The organism is Leptospira selangorensis, assembly GCF_004769405.1.
Classification (GTDB): domain Bacteria; phylum Spirochaetota; class Leptospiria; order Leptospirales; family Leptospiraceae; genus Leptospira_B; species Leptospira_B selangorensis.
This window is the reverse complement of record NZ_RQES01000018.1, coordinates 471,134-488,183: the sequence shown is the minus strand read 5'-3', so window position 1 is coordinate 488,183 and position 17,050 is coordinate 471,134. Positions and strand designations below refer to the sequence as shown.

Annotated in this window: 18 protein-coding genes and 1 tRNA gene; 8 read left to right on the top strand and 11 right to left on the bottom strand. The window is 39.3% G+C overall.

The features are described from left to right. Positions 1-19 precede the first annotated feature (19 nt). The 5 genes from EHO58_RS14720 to EHO58_RS14700 form a co-directional block, all read right to left on the bottom strand. Positions 20-91, bottom strand: a tRNA-Gly gene (locus EHO58_RS14720). Between the two features lie 114 nt (positions 92-205). Next, positions 206-817 (bottom strand): molybdenum cofactor guanylyltransferase, encoded by a 612-nt coding sequence (locus EHO58_RS14715; protein WP_135680415.1) that lies wholly within the window; start codon positions 815-817, stop codon positions 206-208. Next, positions 804-1,241, bottom strand: coding sequence for a molybdenum cofactor biosynthesis protein MoaE (locus tag EHO58_RS14710; protein WP_135680414.1), 438 nt, complete (start codon positions 1,239-1,241; stop codon positions 804-806). Before EHO58_RS14710 ends, EHO58_RS14715 begins: the two co-directional genes overlap by 14 nt. Position 1,242: 1 nt before the next feature. After that, positions 1,243-1,485, bottom strand: coding sequence for a MoaD/ThiS family protein (locus tag EHO58_RS14705; RefSeq protein ID WP_135680413.1), 243 nt, complete (start codon positions 1,483-1,485; stop codon positions 1,243-1,245). Next, a complete protein-coding gene (locus tag EHO58_RS14700) occupies positions 1,486-2,430 on the bottom strand; it encodes a radical SAM protein (RefSeq protein ID WP_135680491.1) in 945 nt (314 codons plus the stop codon). A gap of 79 nt (positions 2,431-2,509) precedes the next feature. Here EHO58_RS14700 and EHO58_RS14695 point away from each other — a divergent pair, with 79 nt between their 5' ends. Continuing rightward, positions 2,510-3,556, top strand: coding sequence for a HesA/MoeB/ThiF family protein (locus EHO58_RS14695; RefSeq protein ID WP_135680412.1), 1,047 nt, complete (start codon positions 2,510-2,512; stop codon positions 3,554-3,556). 139 nt (positions 3,557-3,695) lie between these two features. Here the strand turns inward: EHO58_RS14695 and EHO58_RS14690 are convergent, their stop codons facing one another. Together EHO58_RS14690 and EHO58_RS14685 are read right to left on the bottom strand one after the other, a co-directional pair. Next, positions 3,696-4,142, bottom strand: coding sequence for a hypothetical protein (locus EHO58_RS14690; protein WP_135680411.1), 447 nt, complete (start codon positions 4,140-4,142; stop codon positions 3,696-3,698). Positions 4,143-4,152: 10 nt separating this feature from the next. Further along, positions 4,153-4,743, bottom strand: coding sequence for a DJ-1/PfpI family protein (locus EHO58_RS14685; RefSeq protein ID WP_135680410.1), 591 nt, complete (start codon positions 4,741-4,743; stop codon positions 4,153-4,155). A 101-nt stretch (positions 4,744-4,844) separates the two neighbouring features. On the opposite strand from EHO58_RS14685, the gene EHO58_RS14680 reads away from it, so the two are divergent. From EHO58_RS14680 to EHO58_RS14665, 4 genes are read left to right on the top strand one after another with little or no spacing between them, the layout of a single operon-like run. Then, positions 4,845-5,225 (top strand): ArsR/SmtB family transcription factor, encoded by a 381-nt coding sequence (locus tag EHO58_RS14680; protein ID WP_135680409.1) that lies wholly within the window; start codon positions 4,845-4,847, stop codon positions 5,223-5,225. A gap of 1 nt (position 5,226) precedes the next feature. After that, on the top strand, positions 5,227-5,733 hold the full coding sequence (locus tag EHO58_RS14675; protein ID WP_135626193.1) for an SRPBCC family protein: 507 nt from the start codon (positions 5,227-5,229) through the stop codon (positions 5,731-5,733). A gap of 2 nt (positions 5,734-5,735) precedes the next feature. Further along, positions 5,736-6,131 carry a hypothetical protein gene (locus EHO58_RS14670; protein ID WP_135680408.1) on the top strand — a complete coding sequence of 132 codons (396 nt, stop codon included), beginning with the start codon at positions 5,736-5,738 and terminating at the stop codon, positions 6,129-6,131. A gap of 4 nt (positions 6,132-6,135) precedes the next feature. Continuing rightward, the gene (locus EHO58_RS14665) at positions 6,136-6,588 is read left to right on the top strand and encodes a VOC family protein (RefSeq protein ID WP_135680407.1); all 453 of its coding nucleotides are present in this window, start codon (positions 6,136-6,138) and stop codon (positions 6,586-6,588) included. A 43-nt stretch (positions 6,589-6,631) separates the two neighbouring features. On the opposite strand, the gene EHO58_RS14660 is transcribed toward EHO58_RS14665, so the two are convergent. Continuing rightward, positions 6,632-8,746 carry a molybdopterin oxidoreductase family protein gene (locus tag EHO58_RS14660; protein ID WP_425269458.1) on the bottom strand — a complete coding sequence of 705 codons (2,115 nt, stop codon included), beginning with the start codon at positions 8,744-8,746 and terminating at the stop codon, positions 6,632-6,634. 139 nt (positions 8,747-8,885) lie between these two features. Beyond that, positions 8,886-9,566 (bottom strand): arylesterase, encoded by a 681-nt coding sequence (locus EHO58_RS14655; protein WP_135680405.1) that lies wholly within the window; start codon positions 9,564-9,566, stop codon positions 8,886-8,888. A 107-nt stretch (positions 9,567-9,673) separates the two neighbouring features. Here EHO58_RS14655 and EHO58_RS14650 point away from each other — a divergent pair, with 107 nt between their 5' ends. Both EHO58_RS14650 and hemW read left to right on the top strand, forming a co-directional pair. Beyond that, a complete protein-coding gene (locus EHO58_RS14650; protein WP_135680404.1) occupies positions 9,674-11,458 on the top strand; it encodes a glycoside hydrolase family 3 protein in 1,785 nt (594 codons plus the stop codon). Between the two features lies 1 nt (position 11,459). After that, the gene (hemW, locus tag EHO58_RS14645) at positions 11,460-12,626 is read left to right on the top strand and encodes a radical SAM family heme chaperone HemW (protein WP_135680403.1); all 1,167 of its coding nucleotides are present in this window, start codon (positions 11,460-11,462) and stop codon (positions 12,624-12,626) included. Position 12,627: 1 nt separating this feature from the next. Here the strand turns inward: hemW and EHO58_RS14640 are convergent, their stop codons facing one another. Together EHO58_RS14640 and EHO58_RS14635 are read right to left on the bottom strand one after the other, a co-directional pair. Beyond that, a complete protein-coding gene (locus EHO58_RS14640) occupies positions 12,628-14,703 on the bottom strand; it encodes a methyl-accepting chemotaxis protein (RefSeq protein WP_135680402.1) in 2,076 nt (691 codons plus the stop codon). 50 nt (positions 14,704-14,753) lie between these two features. Continuing rightward, complete coding sequence (locus tag EHO58_RS14635; RefSeq protein ID WP_135680401.1) at positions 14,754-16,829, bottom strand: methyl-accepting chemotaxis protein; 2,076 nt, start codon at positions 16,827-16,829, stop codon at positions 14,754-14,756. Positions 16,830-16,860: 31 nt separating this feature from the next. Here EHO58_RS14635 and EHO58_RS19800 point away from each other — a divergent pair, with 31 nt between their 5' ends. Next, complete coding sequence (locus EHO58_RS19800; protein WP_280101466.1) at positions 16,861-16,992, top strand: hypothetical protein; 132 nt, start codon at positions 16,861-16,863, stop codon at positions 16,990-16,992. The last annotated feature ends 58 nt before the right edge of the window (positions 16,993-17,050 follow it).

Here is a 17,050-nt window from a genome sequence, read left to right as displayed (position 1 = left end):
GCGGAGGACGACTTCTGTAAGCGGGAAACGGGATTCGAACCCGCGACCCCCTCCTTGGCAAGGAGGTGCTCTACCACTGAGCTATTCCCGCATGGTTGGTAGAACCATGTTTTCTCTCCGGAACCCCATGTAAATCGGTTTTTGATCGGAAACTTATAGTCCGCCCATGCGGGCTTCAAGAGCCTGGACCTTTTGGGACAGGCTCTTAGGACTTTGGAAGGTTTAGATCCTCGGGAGAATTTAGGTTAATAAAGGAGGATTTTTCCATTTCCGGAATATCCAAAAGACTAGGATTTCCTCGTTGGACTAAAATTTTGGGAGAAACGGAGTTTAAGACTCCTTTTTCGAATTCTTGGAATAAAAAACGTAGATACTCGGAAGAATAAAGACCGCATAACGGTTCGACTCCTTCTTCCGTTTGGTAAAAAACTCCCGAACCGACCATTTCCTTTTTAGAATATAATCTGGCTAAAGTTTTGGTCCTCATATAAGGAAGATCAACCGCTAAGACTAAAAAATTCTTTATATTAGGATCGTTTTGGAAAAGAAGGAAAGAACTGAAAATACCTTGTAACGGGCCTTCTATATTTGGAATAGAATCGGAAACCAGAAATTCGTTAGGAATATGTTTGGAATATTCTTCTCTTTGTTCTTCTCGAATGGAAACTAATACATTCTTACATAGGAATTTTAGCTTTTTATAAGATTCTATAAGAAAGAATTTTCGGCTATTTAAGGATAAGAAGGATTTATCCCTTCCCATTCTAGAACTTTTTCCACCTGCAAGTACGATCCCAACGGAATCAGTGGCTCTCATGTACACAGCCCTTCGACCATTGGGAAGAACCGTCAAAATAAAATTCCTTTTTCCAAATCGGGACCTCGTGTTTTACCCGGTCTATGATATAACGATTGGATTCGTATGCTTCTGCTCTATGTACCGATCCTGTTTCCACGATCACTGCGATCTCTGAAATTCCTAATTTTCCGACTCTATGTATACAGTTTGCATGAAGAAGGTCCCATTTTTTGCAAGCATCTGCAAGAATATTCGAGATCATCTCGTTTGCCATAGGAGCGTAGGCTTCGTATTCCAGATGAGTCACCTTCTTCCCTTCGTTTAGATTTCGAACAATCCCTGAAAACACCACAAAACCGCCCATCTCAGGAATATCAGGTAACTCTGAAGAAACAAAAATGGGAGAAGAAGATATATGAGAATAAGTTTCTAAAACGGACATATCAACCACCGCTGGAAGGAGGAAGTACTGCTACCACTGAACCTTCCCTTAAGACAAAATCATCGCCTACGATGGATTGGTTTACTGCAAATCTACTCACTTTTAAAATAGATTCCGAATCCGGATTTGTATTAGTAAGAATTTTACGAAGATGGACAATAGAATCTCCTTCTGAGACTTCTATTTTTTTGAGATCGGGAAAATGATCTTTCACTGCGGCAAAAAACAAAAGTTGAATATCCATCTATCCGCCTATATATTTCATAGAAAGTTCACTTCCGGTAAACTCGTTTTTTTTGGTCTTCATTGCAAGATCTAAAGAATTCTCCAACTCAGACTCATCTTCCGAAACTGGGAATGAACGAAAATCGCTTAAACATCCGTAAATTTTTCCCAGATGATCCATCCTAAGACGGTTACAACCGTCGCAGAAAGGTTCCGTATGATTTGCAATGATCCCGAATCTATAATTTTCAGAAGTGCGATAATATTTTGCGGTGGACTCGATCGGCGTGATCTCAGGTTCAAAATTAAATTCTAAACCCAACTCTTCTTTCATCTTTGCAGCGGAAAAGAATAATTCGGAATGTTTTGTCCTAAGAGGTCCCATCTTCATTAATTCCAAATAACGGATCGGAAGATTTCTTTCTCCCGCCCAACGAAGAATCGGGCGGATCTGCTCTTCATTATAACCTTTTAATACGGTACAATTGAGTTTAACTTCGAGTCCTTCTTGGATGGCTTCTTCTATCCTATTTAATAAACGAATTACAGGAAGATTTTTGCCGGAGATGAGAGAAAAAGATTCCTGAGAAAGTGAATCCAAGGAGAAGTTCATTCTATCAAGACCCGCAAGTTTCAGATCTCGGATAAGACCATCTCTGAAAAATCCGTTAGAGGTAAGTGCGATATTTGGGATCTTCTCCTCTTTAGCCACCTTAACAAGATTAGGAAGATCCTTATGAAGAGTTGGCTCTCCACCTGTTAAATGAATCTCTTTGATAAAAATTTTACGGGAAAGAAGAAGGATATTTTTATGAAGAAGTTCAGCGCTTAAAAAAGAACCGTTTGCACCTTCTCCATTTAACGCAGTGCCGGGAGCACAATACACACAGCCGAAGCCGCAAGAGGATGTAACACTCACCCTAAGCACTTCGAATTTTCGACCGTAAGCATCCACGATGTCCAAGCTTACCATACCCGGACGCTTATGAAAGCCAATTAAAAAGTCTTGTCGGGGATGCGAAAATATAAGATCCTTTCTTTAGATGAGTCCGGAACAGAAAAAGTATTTTTCCAGACAAACTAAACTGCCGTTTTTAGGAGAATCCGGTCAAAATGGACTTCTCCAAAAATCAGCATTGGTGATCGGACTTGGGGGCTTGGGCTCCCCTGCTTCCTTACATCTAGCAACTGCAGGAGTGGGAAGGATCGGACTTTGGGATTTTGATACCGTAGAATTAAGCAACCTTCACAGGCAAACGGCATTCACTCTTTCCGATATTGGCAGAAAAAAAACGGATACTACCAAGGAATATATACAAGCAAGGGTCCCCGGTATTCAAATAGAAACATTCACTGAAATTTTTTCCGAAAGAATAGATCCAAGTATATTCAAAAATTGGGATATAGTTTTGGATTGTACGGACCAGATCCAAGCCAAATATACAATCAACCGATTTTGTATCCAAAATTTTAAACCTCTCGTAGCAGCTTCCGTTTTTAGGACAAGCGCACAAGTAGCGATCTTCTCTCCTCATGGAAAACCTTGTTATAAATGTTTGTATCCGAATTTAGAAGGATCCGAACTTCTTTCCTGCGAAGATGGAGGAGTGTTAGGTGTACAAACTGCGATTGCAGGTCTATACCAAGCTTCTTTTGCGATCCAATATCTGCTTTTTCCTGAAAAATCTCCGACTCATTCCGCATTCCAATTGGAATGGGAGTCTCCCCTTCTATATGAAACTTTTTTAGAAGCGGATCCGAATTGTTCTGAATGCGGTTCCGGCAAAAGAGAAGAAACATTCAGAGATGAGATCGATCTAAAAGATTGGAAAGAATGGAAGAAGGACCCAAAATACATTCTACTCGATGTACGAGAATCAGAAGAAAGAAAAGAAACTCCTATTGGAAATTCAATATTTTCCCCCCTTTCCGAACTCTCCATAAACACAGCATTAAGTTTTTCGAAAGAAAAAATCTATATTACGATTTGTGAATCAGGAATTCGATCTAAAAAAGCGGCTAAAATTCTAAAAGAAGCAGGACTTACTGCTTATTCACTACAAGGTGGAAGAAAAATATTGGCCCTATAAGAGATTTTTTAAATACGATAATTTCTCTCGAAAGATATAGGTTTTCCCATTATATTTACATTACAGAATAAGCAAATACACCTGCTATTATATAAACCGTTCCGGATTGGAACAAAAGACGAAAGAAAGACAATCCGACTCAACGTGGCAAGAAACTGTTTCTCTTACCATTTAATTTTTCCTTAATTTCCTCTAAGGCATACTTATCCCACCCGTAACATTCAAACCAAATTACTTTTCCTGAGGTAGTTTCAAACGCTATTGTACTTATTAATTGATAATATTGAAAATACATGGATTTGATTTCATCTTTACTAATACTTCCTGAAGATAAAATTCGATTTTTTGAATACAGCTTATATAGGAGATTTTCATCAGTAATCATGATCTCTAAATTCGGACTAAAAAACCAAACAATAGCTCGTATGGAAGCGAAGGAGATTAGTAGAAAAATTGCAAAAGTAACTGCACCTGCCTCGGAAAAATAGCTTATAAAAACTAATAAAACAATCACTTTCAAGATTACCATGAGCGAATCTACAAAAAAGGATTGGGATCTAAATTTGTAACTTTTGTATTTTCCCATTTTCCGCTAATTAAAGATAAGGATCAAATTCCATTCTTCTCGCAGTAAACTCTGCGATCTTCTTGCCTACTAACCTCTCCACTATATGTAGTGACATCAAAATTCCTCTGGAAACTCCTCCTGAAGTCAGAATATGTCCATGATCTATAAATTTTTCATGGACTACTTTTTTGATCTTGGGGTAATTCTTGCGCAAAGTCTCTTGGTCCATCCAATGAGTGGTAACTTCCATTCCATCTAAAATTCCCGCCTCTGCGAGTAAAAACGCACCAGTGCATATAGAAGCTAAGATCTTTACTTTAGGTTCCATTTCTTTGATCCAGCTTAGTAACTTCTTATTATGGATCTCAATTTCTTCTGCTCCGTATCCACCCGGGATAATTAAAATATCCGGAACGCCTGATTCTTCGATCGTAAGATGAGGAAAAACCGGAAAGCGATTCCTTGCATGTAGTAGCTCCTTCTTCTCCGCAACTATAGAAACTTTGAATAATTTTTCCTTATTTTCATTCTCGGTGATGGAAAACACTTCGTAGGGACCGGAAAGATCCAAAACTTCTACTTCGTTAAATGCCAAAATATGAACTGAAATCTGCCCCATAATCCCTCTTTGTCACATTCTTAACTACAAACGAATTCGAAAATAATTTCCTAAAAAGTACTTGCTTATTTTAAATATATAACCATATGGTTATATAAAATATGAATCATGCACTTAATCAGTCGGCCAGATTGGATGCTACATTTGCAGCCCTCTCAGACCCTACAAGAAGGGCAATCCTATCACGTTTAGCGAATGGAGAGGTTTCCGTAATGGATTTGGCAAAACCATTTTCCATGAGCCAACCCGCAATTTCTAAACATTTAAAGGTTTTGGAAAAAGCAGGACTCATCTCGGGGATCAAGGATGCCCAAAAAAGATTACGCAAATTAGAAGCTAAACCATTGGAAGAAGCTACCGAATGGTTGGAAAATTATAGGAAATTCTGGGAAGGAAGATTCAATCAATTGGATTCACTTATAGAAGAATTAAAACTTTCTAAACGACCTTCCCCAAAACGTAAGAATAAAAAAGGAGAATAGAATGAGCAGCTTTGTTGGAACCTTAAAGGTAGAGGCTAAAGGAGACAGGGAAATCGTAATGACCCGCGAGTTTAATGCGGATAAAGATCTGGTATTCGACTGTTTTACAAAACCTGAATTAATCAAACGTTGGTTATACGGTCCGGACGGTTGGAGTTTGGATGTATGCACAGTAGATCTGAAAGTTGGCGGAAAATATAGATATGTTTGGAAATATCTAAAAGACGGATCTACAATGGGAGCAGGAGGAACTTATAAGGAAATTTCAGGACCGGACAGACTCGTTCAAACTGAATCTTTTGATGAGGCATGGTATCCTGGAGAAGCTTTGCTCACGACTACGTTTGTCGAAAAATCCGGCAAAACATTTGTTACGATCAACATTCAATACGAAACCAAAGAAGGAAGAGATACAGTAGTCAAATCTCCAATGGAAGGCGGAGCTTCTCAAAGTTATAATCGCCTGGAAACTTTACTGGATACTCTAATTCTGGAAGGAAAAAAATAATCATGAGCCTAAAAACAATTTCTATCTTAAAAAGTATAGGAGCCGTTTTTACCGGTATCCTGATCAATGTAATACCGGCTATAGCTATCGACGCGGTACTACATATCACAAATTGTTATCCTCCAATGGGAGAAAGAATGTCGGATAGTTTATTCCTTCTCGCAAGCTCTTACCGTTTGGCTCTTGCGATTTTAGGAGGATATTTTACAGCAAAACTTGCTCCTCATAGTCCGATCGGACACGTGATTACATTAGGTGTAATCGGTACGATAGCGAGCACCTTGGGTCATATCCAAATGGGAGACCAAGGACCTGCTTGGTATTCTATCGGACTAATCGTAATTTCTATCCCTCTCTCCTGGTTGGGTGGGTTTATATTCCTAAAACGTAAAGGATAAAAATATGCAAAAGGCAATTCCGTTTTTAATGTTCGATAAAGGTTTAGAAGAAGCACTCCAATTCTATTCAGGCATATTCAAAAATATGAAAATAGAAAATCTTACTAAATTAGGCGGGGAAATGGCTTCCGCCAAATTCGAGATAGAAGGTCAAAAATTTTTGGCTTTTACCGGAGGTCCTCATTTCAAATTTACAGAAGCATTCTCCATCTATATCAGTGCAGAAACCCAGGCAGAAATAGATGATCTATATGAAAAACTTTCTGTAGGCGGAGCCAAACAACCTTGTGGTTGGGTAAAAGATAAGTTCGGTCTGTCCTGGCAGATTATCCCGCCTATCTTGGAAAAATATTTATATGATAAAAACCAAGAGAAGGCACAGAGAGTTACTCAAGCAATGTTACAAATGTATAAGATAGAAATATCTAAACTACAAGAAGCTTACGACAAAAATTAAATTTTAAACCCGCCTAGGATCCCCAGGCGGATTTGTTTCGAACTTAAGCGGACCTTTTACTTAAAGAAACCGGAATACCGCTAAACGCTGCATTTCCGGAAAGTTCATCCAGAACCTGATCGTCGGTTAGATCATTGATACTCGAACCGGCAAATTTGGAGGCAACTTGAAGAGAAACTCCCTCTTTTGCATGTCCGAATCCATGAGGAATACTCACCACTCCTCTCATCATTTCATCCGTGATCTCGGCAGGTAGCCGTATTCCACCTACTCTAGATTCTACGAGAACTTCCTCCTCTTCTTTAATACCGAGTAAGTTCGCATCCTCCGGATGGATCATGAGTGTACATCTATCTTTTCCAGTCATTAGTTTTGGAAGATTATGCATCCATGAATTATTATTTCTTAAATGTCTTCTTCCTATCAATAAGAACGGACCATTCTCTTTTTTGTCGGAAAGAAGTTTTTGTCCGTATTTGGCCAATCGATCTAAATCGGAAACTACTTCCTTAGGAACAAGTCGGATCATCTTATCTTCCGTCCAAAGCCTTTCTGGAAAACATGACTTCAACGCACCAAGATCTACCCCATGAGGACTGTTTTTCAGAAGTTCCAAACTCATTCCAACGGAAGATCCTGATTTTTCTCCATAAGGTCCTGACTTCAAAGCATGATCAATGATCGCAGAAGGAGTGATCTTAGTTTTGATCAGTTCTTTAGGAAGAGGTTTTTCAGATTTCAAAAGTTCTATTCTTTTGGTCAGATCCGAAAAAATTTCCCAATCGTGCAACATCCCCGCTTCGGGTTCAAATGCAGATTGGTTGTATCTGACAGTATTTCGTACCGCAAAAACATTAAATACTAAATCGTAATGATCATGTTCCAAGGCAGAACTTGGTGGAAGAATATAATGAGCATGTTTAGTGGTCTCATTTAAATAAAAATCCACACTTACCATAAATTCCAGATTAGAGACTGCTTTCTCCAATTGAGAACCGTTTGGTGTAGATAAAACAGGATTTCCTGCAGAAGTGACAAGCGCCTTGACCTGCCCCTGTCCAGGAGTCAAAATTTCTTCAGCAAGTGCTGCGACCGGTAATTCTTCATTAAATTCAGGTAAATCCCTGACTCTTGAACCGTACGTATGAAAACTTCCAGGCGAACTTTTCATCACTCCTTTTGGATCTATCATGTCCACCGCAGGAAGTGTAAACATTGCACCTCCTACCGAGTCCATATTTCCTGTGATACAGTTGATAGAATTGATAAGCCATTGGCAAAGCGCACCAAATGCCTGTGTAGAAACTCCTACGCGACCATAACATACCGCACCGGAAGCTTTCGAAAATTCTAATGCGATCCTTTCCACAGTTTCTGCGGAGATCCCGGTCAGTTTTTCCGTTTCAGAAGCAGGATACTGTGAGGCAATAGATCTTAATTTTAGTAAATCTTCTTCTTTGATCAGAGAATTTTTCTTAGTTAAGTTTTTCGTAAATAATACATCTATAATGGAAAGAAGGAAGAATGCGTCCGTTCCTGGCAGAATAAAATGATGTTCGTCTGCATGAACTGCTGTTTCGGTTTTTCTCGGGTCTATAACTACGTATTTCCCACCTCTTTCCTGGATCTCTTTTAATCTCTTTTTTACGTCCGGAACAGTCATTAAACTTCCGTTGGATGCAAATGGATTTCCGCCTAAGATTAAAAAGAAATTGGTTCTATCTATATCAGGGATTGGGACAAGTAATTGGTGACCGAACATCCAATAAGAAAGTAATTGGTGAGGAAGTTGATCTACAGAAGTTGCAGAATAATTATTTTTAGTTCTTAAACGTCCTATAAACCTTTGGCCGAATAACATGGAACCATAATTATGAACACTTGGGTTTCCGCTATATACTGCGATTGAATCGTTTCCGTACTTATTTTGGATCTCTACAAGTTTTGTAGCGATATCAGTGAGGGCCGTGACCCAGTCTACCTTCTCCCATCCTTTCTCTGTACGTTTTAAAGGAAATTTAAGTCTATCAGGATCCTCATATAAATTTTTAAGTTCAGGTCCTTTGGCGCAGAGATGACCTCTGCTAAACTTATCTTCTTTGTCACCTCTAACTGCGACTACTATATCGTCCTCTATCTCTAGTCTGAGTCCGCACATAGCTTCGCATAAAGTACATGATCTATAATGTTGGCGTACCATTTCCTGCCCCTGTCCCAGGAAGGAGTTATCTCCTATCCGAAATCAGAAAGCAAGCATTTACGATATTAGAAGCAGTTTATATGATTGGAAGGTCGAACTATTTCAATAGTTTGTTCAAATAAGGAACCAGATGTTTGGAGAGTATCTTATGGCCTTCTGCTGTGGGATGGATCCCATCGTTTTGGTTTAACCTTCTGTCTCCGGCAACTCCTTCCAGTAAGAATGGCATAAACTCTGTTTTTTCCTTTTTCGCAACCTTAGGAAATAGAGCCGCAAATTCTTTTGCGTATTGAGGCCCCATATTCGGAAGTGTTCTCATGCCGATTAACAGAATTTTAATAGAAGGATATTTGATCCTGGCCTCCCGAATAATCCGAGTAAGATTCTCCTCCGTCATCTTTGTAGGAAGTCCTCTTAAAGAATCGTTTGCCCCGAGTTCCAAAACGAACACATCATATTTTGTGTTTAAAACCCAATCTAATCTTGCAAGTCCTCCGGAAGTTGTGTCCCCGCTCACGCCTGCATTTACATATTCCAGATCCGGATACTTTTTCTGGAGCTCCAAATAAGCTAAGTGAACAAAAGATTCTTCCGGTCCATCCAAGCCGTAACCTGCAGTCAAACTGTCTCCGAAGAATAGGATTTTTTTGCCGTTCGTTTTTGTTTCCATCTTAGGAGAGACCTTTGGTTCTTGTTCGGTCCCTTCTTTATTGCAAGAAACAACGAAAGAAAAGATTACTAAAATACTGAAAAATCCATAATATGATAAACGGCTCATTTTTTCTCCTATCTACAATCTGACCCATTTCATCCAACCAAGGTCCCAAAAACTGGGCGCTTCAAGTTCTGCTTTACGAATACGCAACCGATTGGGATCTAGTAAGTATGTTCAAACGGTTACTAGTTGTTGGCATTACTGCCGCGTTCTTACTCTTCTTATTCTTTTGGTTGGGCCAATTCAGAAGTGAACTCCAAGCCCAGGAAATCCAAGAAGGAATGCTTCGTCAAGCTGAGGAGATTACTTCCAAACTTAGCCCGGAAGAATTAGTAGGACAGGTAATCCATGTTGCGATCCCTGGAACCGTTCTGGATCCGATCGCTAAAAAAGAAATCGAGACCATCAAACCTGGTGGAGTCATCCTATTCGGAAGAAACTTAGGTTCCAAATCAGAGATCAAATCTTTGAACAAGGATCTACAAACAAGTGCATTAGAAAATACTGGATTACCATTACTCATCTCCGTAGACCAAGAAGGCGGAAGAGTGATCCGAGTGAAAGACGGAGTGACCCAATTTCCTGGAGCAATGGCACTTGGCCAAACCAAAGACAAGGACATGGCCAAAAAAGTAGGCTTTGTCACTTCTTACCAATTGAGAAAACTGGGACTGAACTTTTTATTCGCTCCTGATATGGATATCAATAATAATCCATTCAACCCGGTCATCAATACAAGATCATTAGGAAGTAATTTAGAAACCGTATTAAACGCAGGAGTTTCTTATGAAGAAGGAGCAAGACTAGGCGGTTCTATTCCTGTAATCAAACATTTCCCGGGACATGGGGACACCAATGTGGATAGCCATTTAGGACTTCCTAAAATAGAAAAAACATTGGAAGAACTGAAAAGTTTCGAACTGATTCCATTCCAAACTGCTATCCAAAACGGAGCGGATGCAATCATGAGCGCGCATATAGTGTATCCAAAGATTGATCCGAACTTCCCCGCTACACTTTCTTCTAAAATTTTGGGAGATTTACTTCGCAAAGAATTCCAATACCAAGGACTTATCATCACAGACGCAATGGAAATGGACGCGATAGATGAACATTACCAAAAAGAAGATCCGGGTGTTTTGGCATTAATTGCTGGTGCAGATATTATATTAATGACTAGCTGGGGTCCAACTACTCAATCCATGAGAGACCAGATCTTGAAGGCTTATAAAAAAGGAACCTTAGTAAGAGAAGGAAAAGATCTTCTAAAAGAAGCAGTCAAAAGACAAATTTATTATAAACTAAAATACGGAATTATTACCGAGTTTGCAGATGGTCCTAAAAACGGAAGAGCGAGTTCTATATTTCCGAAAGAACTTCCTGAAGTATTAAAAAATCATTTTGCAGAACAAGATAAAAATAGGGAAAATTTATTCTCCCAATATTACCAAGAAACTCTAAACAGAGATGTTAGCAGAAAGGCGATTGTTTCCTTTCCTAAAACATTCCTTCCTGAATATGTATCTATCGAAAATACAGTTTTCTATTTAAAGGGAGAGGAATTTCTTTCCGATCTAAGATCCCGCGATATTCCAAATTCGGATCTTGCTAACCTTCGCAAAAAATTAGAAAAGAAAGAAGTAAAACGAGCAGTTTTGAATTCATTCACCCAAACTGAATTGGATTTAGCGGCGTCTCTTGCTCAAAAATTCCCGGAAGCAGAGATCGTTTGCCTTCATTATGGAACTCCATTCTTGGATCTACCGGATGCATCGAATCTGAAAATATTATTTTCTTTTTCCCCTACCCCGGAATCCAAAAAGGCATTATTGTATTCAGTATTGGACAGAAAGAACGAAATCCCACTCGTAGATCTGATCTTAAAACCGAATCCCAAAAAATCTTCTGCGTCCACAGAAACGGAAGAAGATTCGGTAACTAAAAATACAAAATAATTTGGAAACAAAACTCCCGGTCATACAAAAAACAAACAGACCGGGAATTTATGTACATTATCCATTCTGCGTTCACAAATGTAGCTATTGTGATTTTTATTCGGAAGGGATAGGACTAGAACCTTCTCCTTTGGAAGAAAGTTTATTCTCCAAATATAAAGAAGAAGCTTTACTCAGACTCAAAAATTTTTCCAACTATCGCGACCTTGTTTTTGATAGTCTGTTTTTCGGCGGAGGAACTCCTTCTAAAGCATCCTATTCACGATATGCGGATTTTATAAAATTTCTAAAAGATAATTTAGATCTTTCTCCGAATTCAGAGATCACATTAGAATGTAACCCGGAAGATGTAACCCCGGAATATTTACAGGGATTATATGAAGCGGGAATAAATAGAGTTCATGTAGGCATTCAGTCCTTTCTTCCAAAAAATCTAAAATTTCTAGATAGATATTTCGACCCGGAAACTTATACCAGAACCTTAGAAGCATTACAAACTTCTAAAATAAAAAATTATGGTGCGGATCTGATGTTCGGAGTTCCAGGACAAACGGAAAAAGAATTTTATGAAGATGCAAATTCTGTTTTAGCCTCAGGAGTTTCTCATATCAGTATTTACGCACTCACTGTAGAAAAAGGAACTGAATATAGCAGAAAAGTTTCTGCGGGAAATGCCCTTCCACCTTCCGAAGATATGCAGGAAAAAATCCTAGAAGATCTGCCGGATTTTTTGAGATCCAAGGGATTTGAACAGTATGAGGTCTCCAATTATTCCAAACCTGGACTTTTTTCCCGCCATAATATGAAGTATTGGACTTACGAATATTATTTAGGGATCGGACCTGGAGCACATGGATTTTTACCTTCAGGTAGGTATTCCAACCCAAGAAATACTTCTGCTTATATCAACGGGACAGGAAAGGATCCGGCTTCTTATGAAACTTCAGATCCATTTGAAGAAATTCTAATATCCCTTTTCAGAATATTCCTTCCGATAGATCTAAAATACTTTTTGGATTATTTTCCCGATAAAAAAGAAAGTGTCCTTTCTAAACTAAAACAAAAAGCCTCAGAAGGAAAATGTACACTTGATGGAACCATTTTCCAATGGAATCCCCGCTCGGTACTATTTTTAGATTCTGAAATTTTAGATCTGGCAGATAAATAACTTAGTCCACTTTAAACTTTTCTATCAATTTGGAAAGTTGTTCTGCCAACATTTGGGTTTCACCCGAGAATGTAGTAAGATCATCCGCGCCACCCGCAATCTCCTGGGTTCCTTCCGAAATACTGATAATCGTTTTAGTGATCTCATTTGTAGCATTTTTCTGTTCGATAACTGCCTCTTCTATCTGCATACTGAAAGAAGTTAAGGTATTGGAGCTAGATTGGATCCTACCAGTATTGGCCTCCTGATCTTTTACGGAGACTAAAACCTTATTCGCAGAAATTTCGAACTCATTCACACTTTGTTTCAATTTTTTTAATATTTGAGAAGCTTCTTCTACTTTGGAGTTACCGTTCATCACGGCGTCATTTGTAGATTCTACAAGTTCACCTATCTCCTGTACGGAACTGGAAGTTTGGGAGGCTAACTTACCTATCTCTTCGGCGACTACTGCAAATCCTTTTCCTGCTTCTCCGGCCCTAGCTGCTTCAATCGCTGCGTTTAATGCGAGAAGGTTCGTTTTTTCGGAAATTTCAGTGATGATTGATAAAATTTCAGTAATTCTAGAGGCGCTTTCCCCTATCTCACCCATTGCATTCGTGGAGGCAAACATCGCGTTCTCACCTGTCACAGCCTGCCTTTTAGATTCTACTGCGAGATTAACAAGACCTTGCATCTCTTGGTTAATACTTACGATCTGTTCTTTCAATCGCATTGAGTTTCCGTCTATCTCTTTAGTATTCTCCACTGCTTTTTCCATGGACTTACCAACGTTTTGCGCAGAAGCAGCAAGTTCCTCTACCGCAGCGGAAGATTCTTCTGCAGCGGAAGCTTGGGTCTGTGCAATATCCGCAAAGTTCCTAGAAGAAACAGCCATCTCTTCCGATTTAGCTCCCAGTTTTTCAGAAGAGGATCTCATCTCTTTGACTACATTCAAAAGATTCTCCCTCATCTGGTCCATTGAGATGAATAAAGTACCGATCTCATCTTTTACCGGGTAATCATTCTTAACCGTTAAATTTCCCTTAGCGATCTCATCCGAGAAACCGATCGCTTTCAGAAGTCCGGAGCTCACTAAACGATCGAAAATTAAATTTAAAGAAAGTAATACAACGACTAAGATCAAAAAAGATGAAAGAACGGCTTTTAGAATAATATCTCCAATACTTTCATAATATACTGAATTTGGAATACTTACCATCAAGGTCCAAAATTTAGGATCCTTTCCTATATGGAACGGAAAATAATAAGAGGTGTCTCCACCCGACTCATACACGAATCTTTTTCCCTCTTTTGCATTTTCCAGGTATTGTTTTAATTCGTTCTCATCCGGGATCTTCTTACCTAATAATTCAGGATTCTCTCCGTTGATCGCATATAAACCTGTAGGAGAGATAAGAGCGATATGTCCTTTTCCACGAAAAGGTTTTTTATTCCCGATCCTTTCTTGTAAATTTTTCAGCTCTATATCCATACCTGCCGCGCCATAAAAATGACCGGGCACGCTGATCGGGACAACAAGAGAGATCATCAGAATACTTTTACCACTAACCGTATAATGATAAGGTCCGACTACTGTAGGTTTATCCGTCTTCTTAGTGACCTGATAAAAATCCCCTGTACCATCCGTATTATTATAATCTCTTAAAGCTTCTAGATCTACGATATCCTTAGCGCGAGCTCTGTTTAAATAAGGAATAAAACGACCGGATCCATCGTGACCCGGTCTATTCTTGTATAATACATCCTTTCCATCATACGCGTTTGGTTCATAACAAAGCCACATACCAAAATAATCTTGGTTACGTTTCATAATTTCCTGCAAGGTTTGGATCACCTGCTCTCTCTGAGGAGAAGCATAGATCAAAGGAAAACGAAAACCGCGGATCAGACCCATAAGAGTATTCAACTCTTCCATAATTTCGTAGGTCCATCTTTCCGCGGTGACATCGGAACTCTGCTCCACTTCCTCTCTCAGGTTCTGGTAAGAAGAATAGGAATTATAAGCCGCAAGCAGAGAGAATGCGGTGAATAGAACGATGGAAATATATAAAGAAATTCGGAGCCGAATACTCATAAGGGCTCCATTCTGAAATTGGAAAGAAATTTTGGAACGCTTTTTTCTTTCTAACTAACTTTGAATTTTCCGATCAGATTGGACAATTGTTCCGACTGGCCATGCATATCTCCGGAGAATGTAGTAAGATCATCCGCACCTGTCGCAATATCCTGTGTCCCTTCGGAGATATTTACGATAGTTTTGGTGATTTCCTCCGTTGCTCTTCTTTGCTCACTCACTGCCTCTTCAATCTGAAGGCTAAAAGTCATCAAAGAATTCGCACTTTCTGCGATCTCTTTAGTATTCGATTCTTGGGTTTTAACGGAACTCAAAACAGCCTTAGCGGATTTGTCGAATTCATCCACCCTTTCCTTGATCCTTTGTAGTATCTGGGACGCTTCTCCCATTTTTTTGTTTCCGTCTAAAACTGCAGTATTTGTGGAATTTACAAGTCCGCCGATTTCTTGTACAGAACTGGAAGTTTGGGAGGCAAGTTTACCGATCTCTTCTGCGACTACCGCAAATCCTTTTCCTGCTTCTCCCGCCCTGGCTGCTTCTATCGCTGCGTTTAATGCGAGAAGGTTCGTTTTTTCGGAAATCTCAGTGATCAAAGAAAGTATTTCATTAATCCGGGAAGCGCTATCTCCGATCGCACCCATGGCACGGTTTGAAGTACTCATCGCAGATTCCCCAGTAACGGCCTCGTCTTTAGAAGAAGCAGCCAAGCTTACCAAGCCTTGCATTTCCGCGTTGATACTTGCAATCTGCTCTTTTAGTAAAATCACGTTCCCGTCAATTTCCCTCATACTAGAGACAGCCCTTTGCATGGACTTACCAACGTTTTGGGCAGAAGCAGCTAATTCCTCAACTGCAGCCGAACATTCTTCCGCTGCAGAAGCTTGGGTTTGTGCTACGTCCGAGAAATTCCTAGAAGAAACAGCCATCTTCTCCGCCGTTCCGGCTAACTTATTTGTAGAAGATCCGATCTCTTTTACTACACCGAATAGATGTTCTCTCATCGTATTCATCGCAGCTAATAATGCACCTATCTCGTCCTGACGGTGATAATCCGAGGAAGCGAGTAAATTTCCTTTTGCGATCTCTTCCGAAAATCCGATCGCCTTTAATAATCCTGCGGAAATTAATTTTTGGAATATAAAATGAAGAACGACTACTATCATACTTACGATGAGCAAAGAAGAAACAGCATTTTGTAGAAGTACGCTAAATAGTTCTTTTGCAAAAATGGAATTAGGGATGCTGATCTGCATCACCCATTGTTTCTGTCCTTTACCTATCTTGAATGGAAAGAAGTGATGGGTATTTCCGTCAGATTCATAAGTAAAACGTTCATGCTCTTCGGATTTAGTCTGGACTAATTTTAATTCTTCTGCATCAGGAATAACTTTTCCTACTAAACTAGGATCACCACCATTCGCAGCATAAATCCCTTTAGGAGATATAAGAGCAAGATATCCTAAACCACGAAACGGTTTTATACTTCCCATTGCCTCTTGCAGTTGAGCAGTCGTGATGTCCATTCCAAGTACACCCCAGAATTTTCCTGCATTACTTACAGGAACACAAAGAGAGATCATCTGCACTTGTTTTCCGCCGGCAGTATAAGTATAAGGATCCGTTACGAATGGTTCCATTGTCTTTTTAGGGATCTGATAAAAATCTCCAGTGCCATCCGTAGCTTCATAATTGATAGAAGGTTCTATCACAGCATCCGTGACTGATTTCACAGAATGAACATAACTGATAAATCTTCCCGTAGAATCATGGCCCCTCTTATTTTTGAATTGAGTATCCAAACCGTCAAACGCGTTCGGCTCATACACTGCCCACATTCCGAACCATTTAGGATTTCGATGTAGGATCTCCAACATTGTATTGGTTACTTCTTCTCTCTTAGGATTGGAGAAAATAAGAAGCATTCTGAAACCTCTGGCCATCCCCATCGCGTTATCCAGATAATCTTTCACTTCAAAAGTGTATCTTTCTGCGCTTAATGCAGAGCCAGACTCGATTTCTGTATGCAAACTGCGATAAGAGATCACCGAATTGATCGCAGTGAGCACTGCGAAACCTAAAAATAAAACTAAGGAGAGATATAATGAAATTCGGGCCCTGATACTCATAGGAGGGAATTAGAATAGGGAAACCGTAAATATGGAACAAAAAAAATTCTTTCCGATACGAAATTGTAAAAAAGAAAAACGATCTGCGGATAAGATCACTTTATTTCGAATGATCGTTAGTTTTTCCTTGGAAATTAATTTCCAAGGTCCATTTTATCTGTAATTAAATTGTAATAATTTTGTAACAATAGATTTAATTATGAAAATTTGCCAAATCCAAG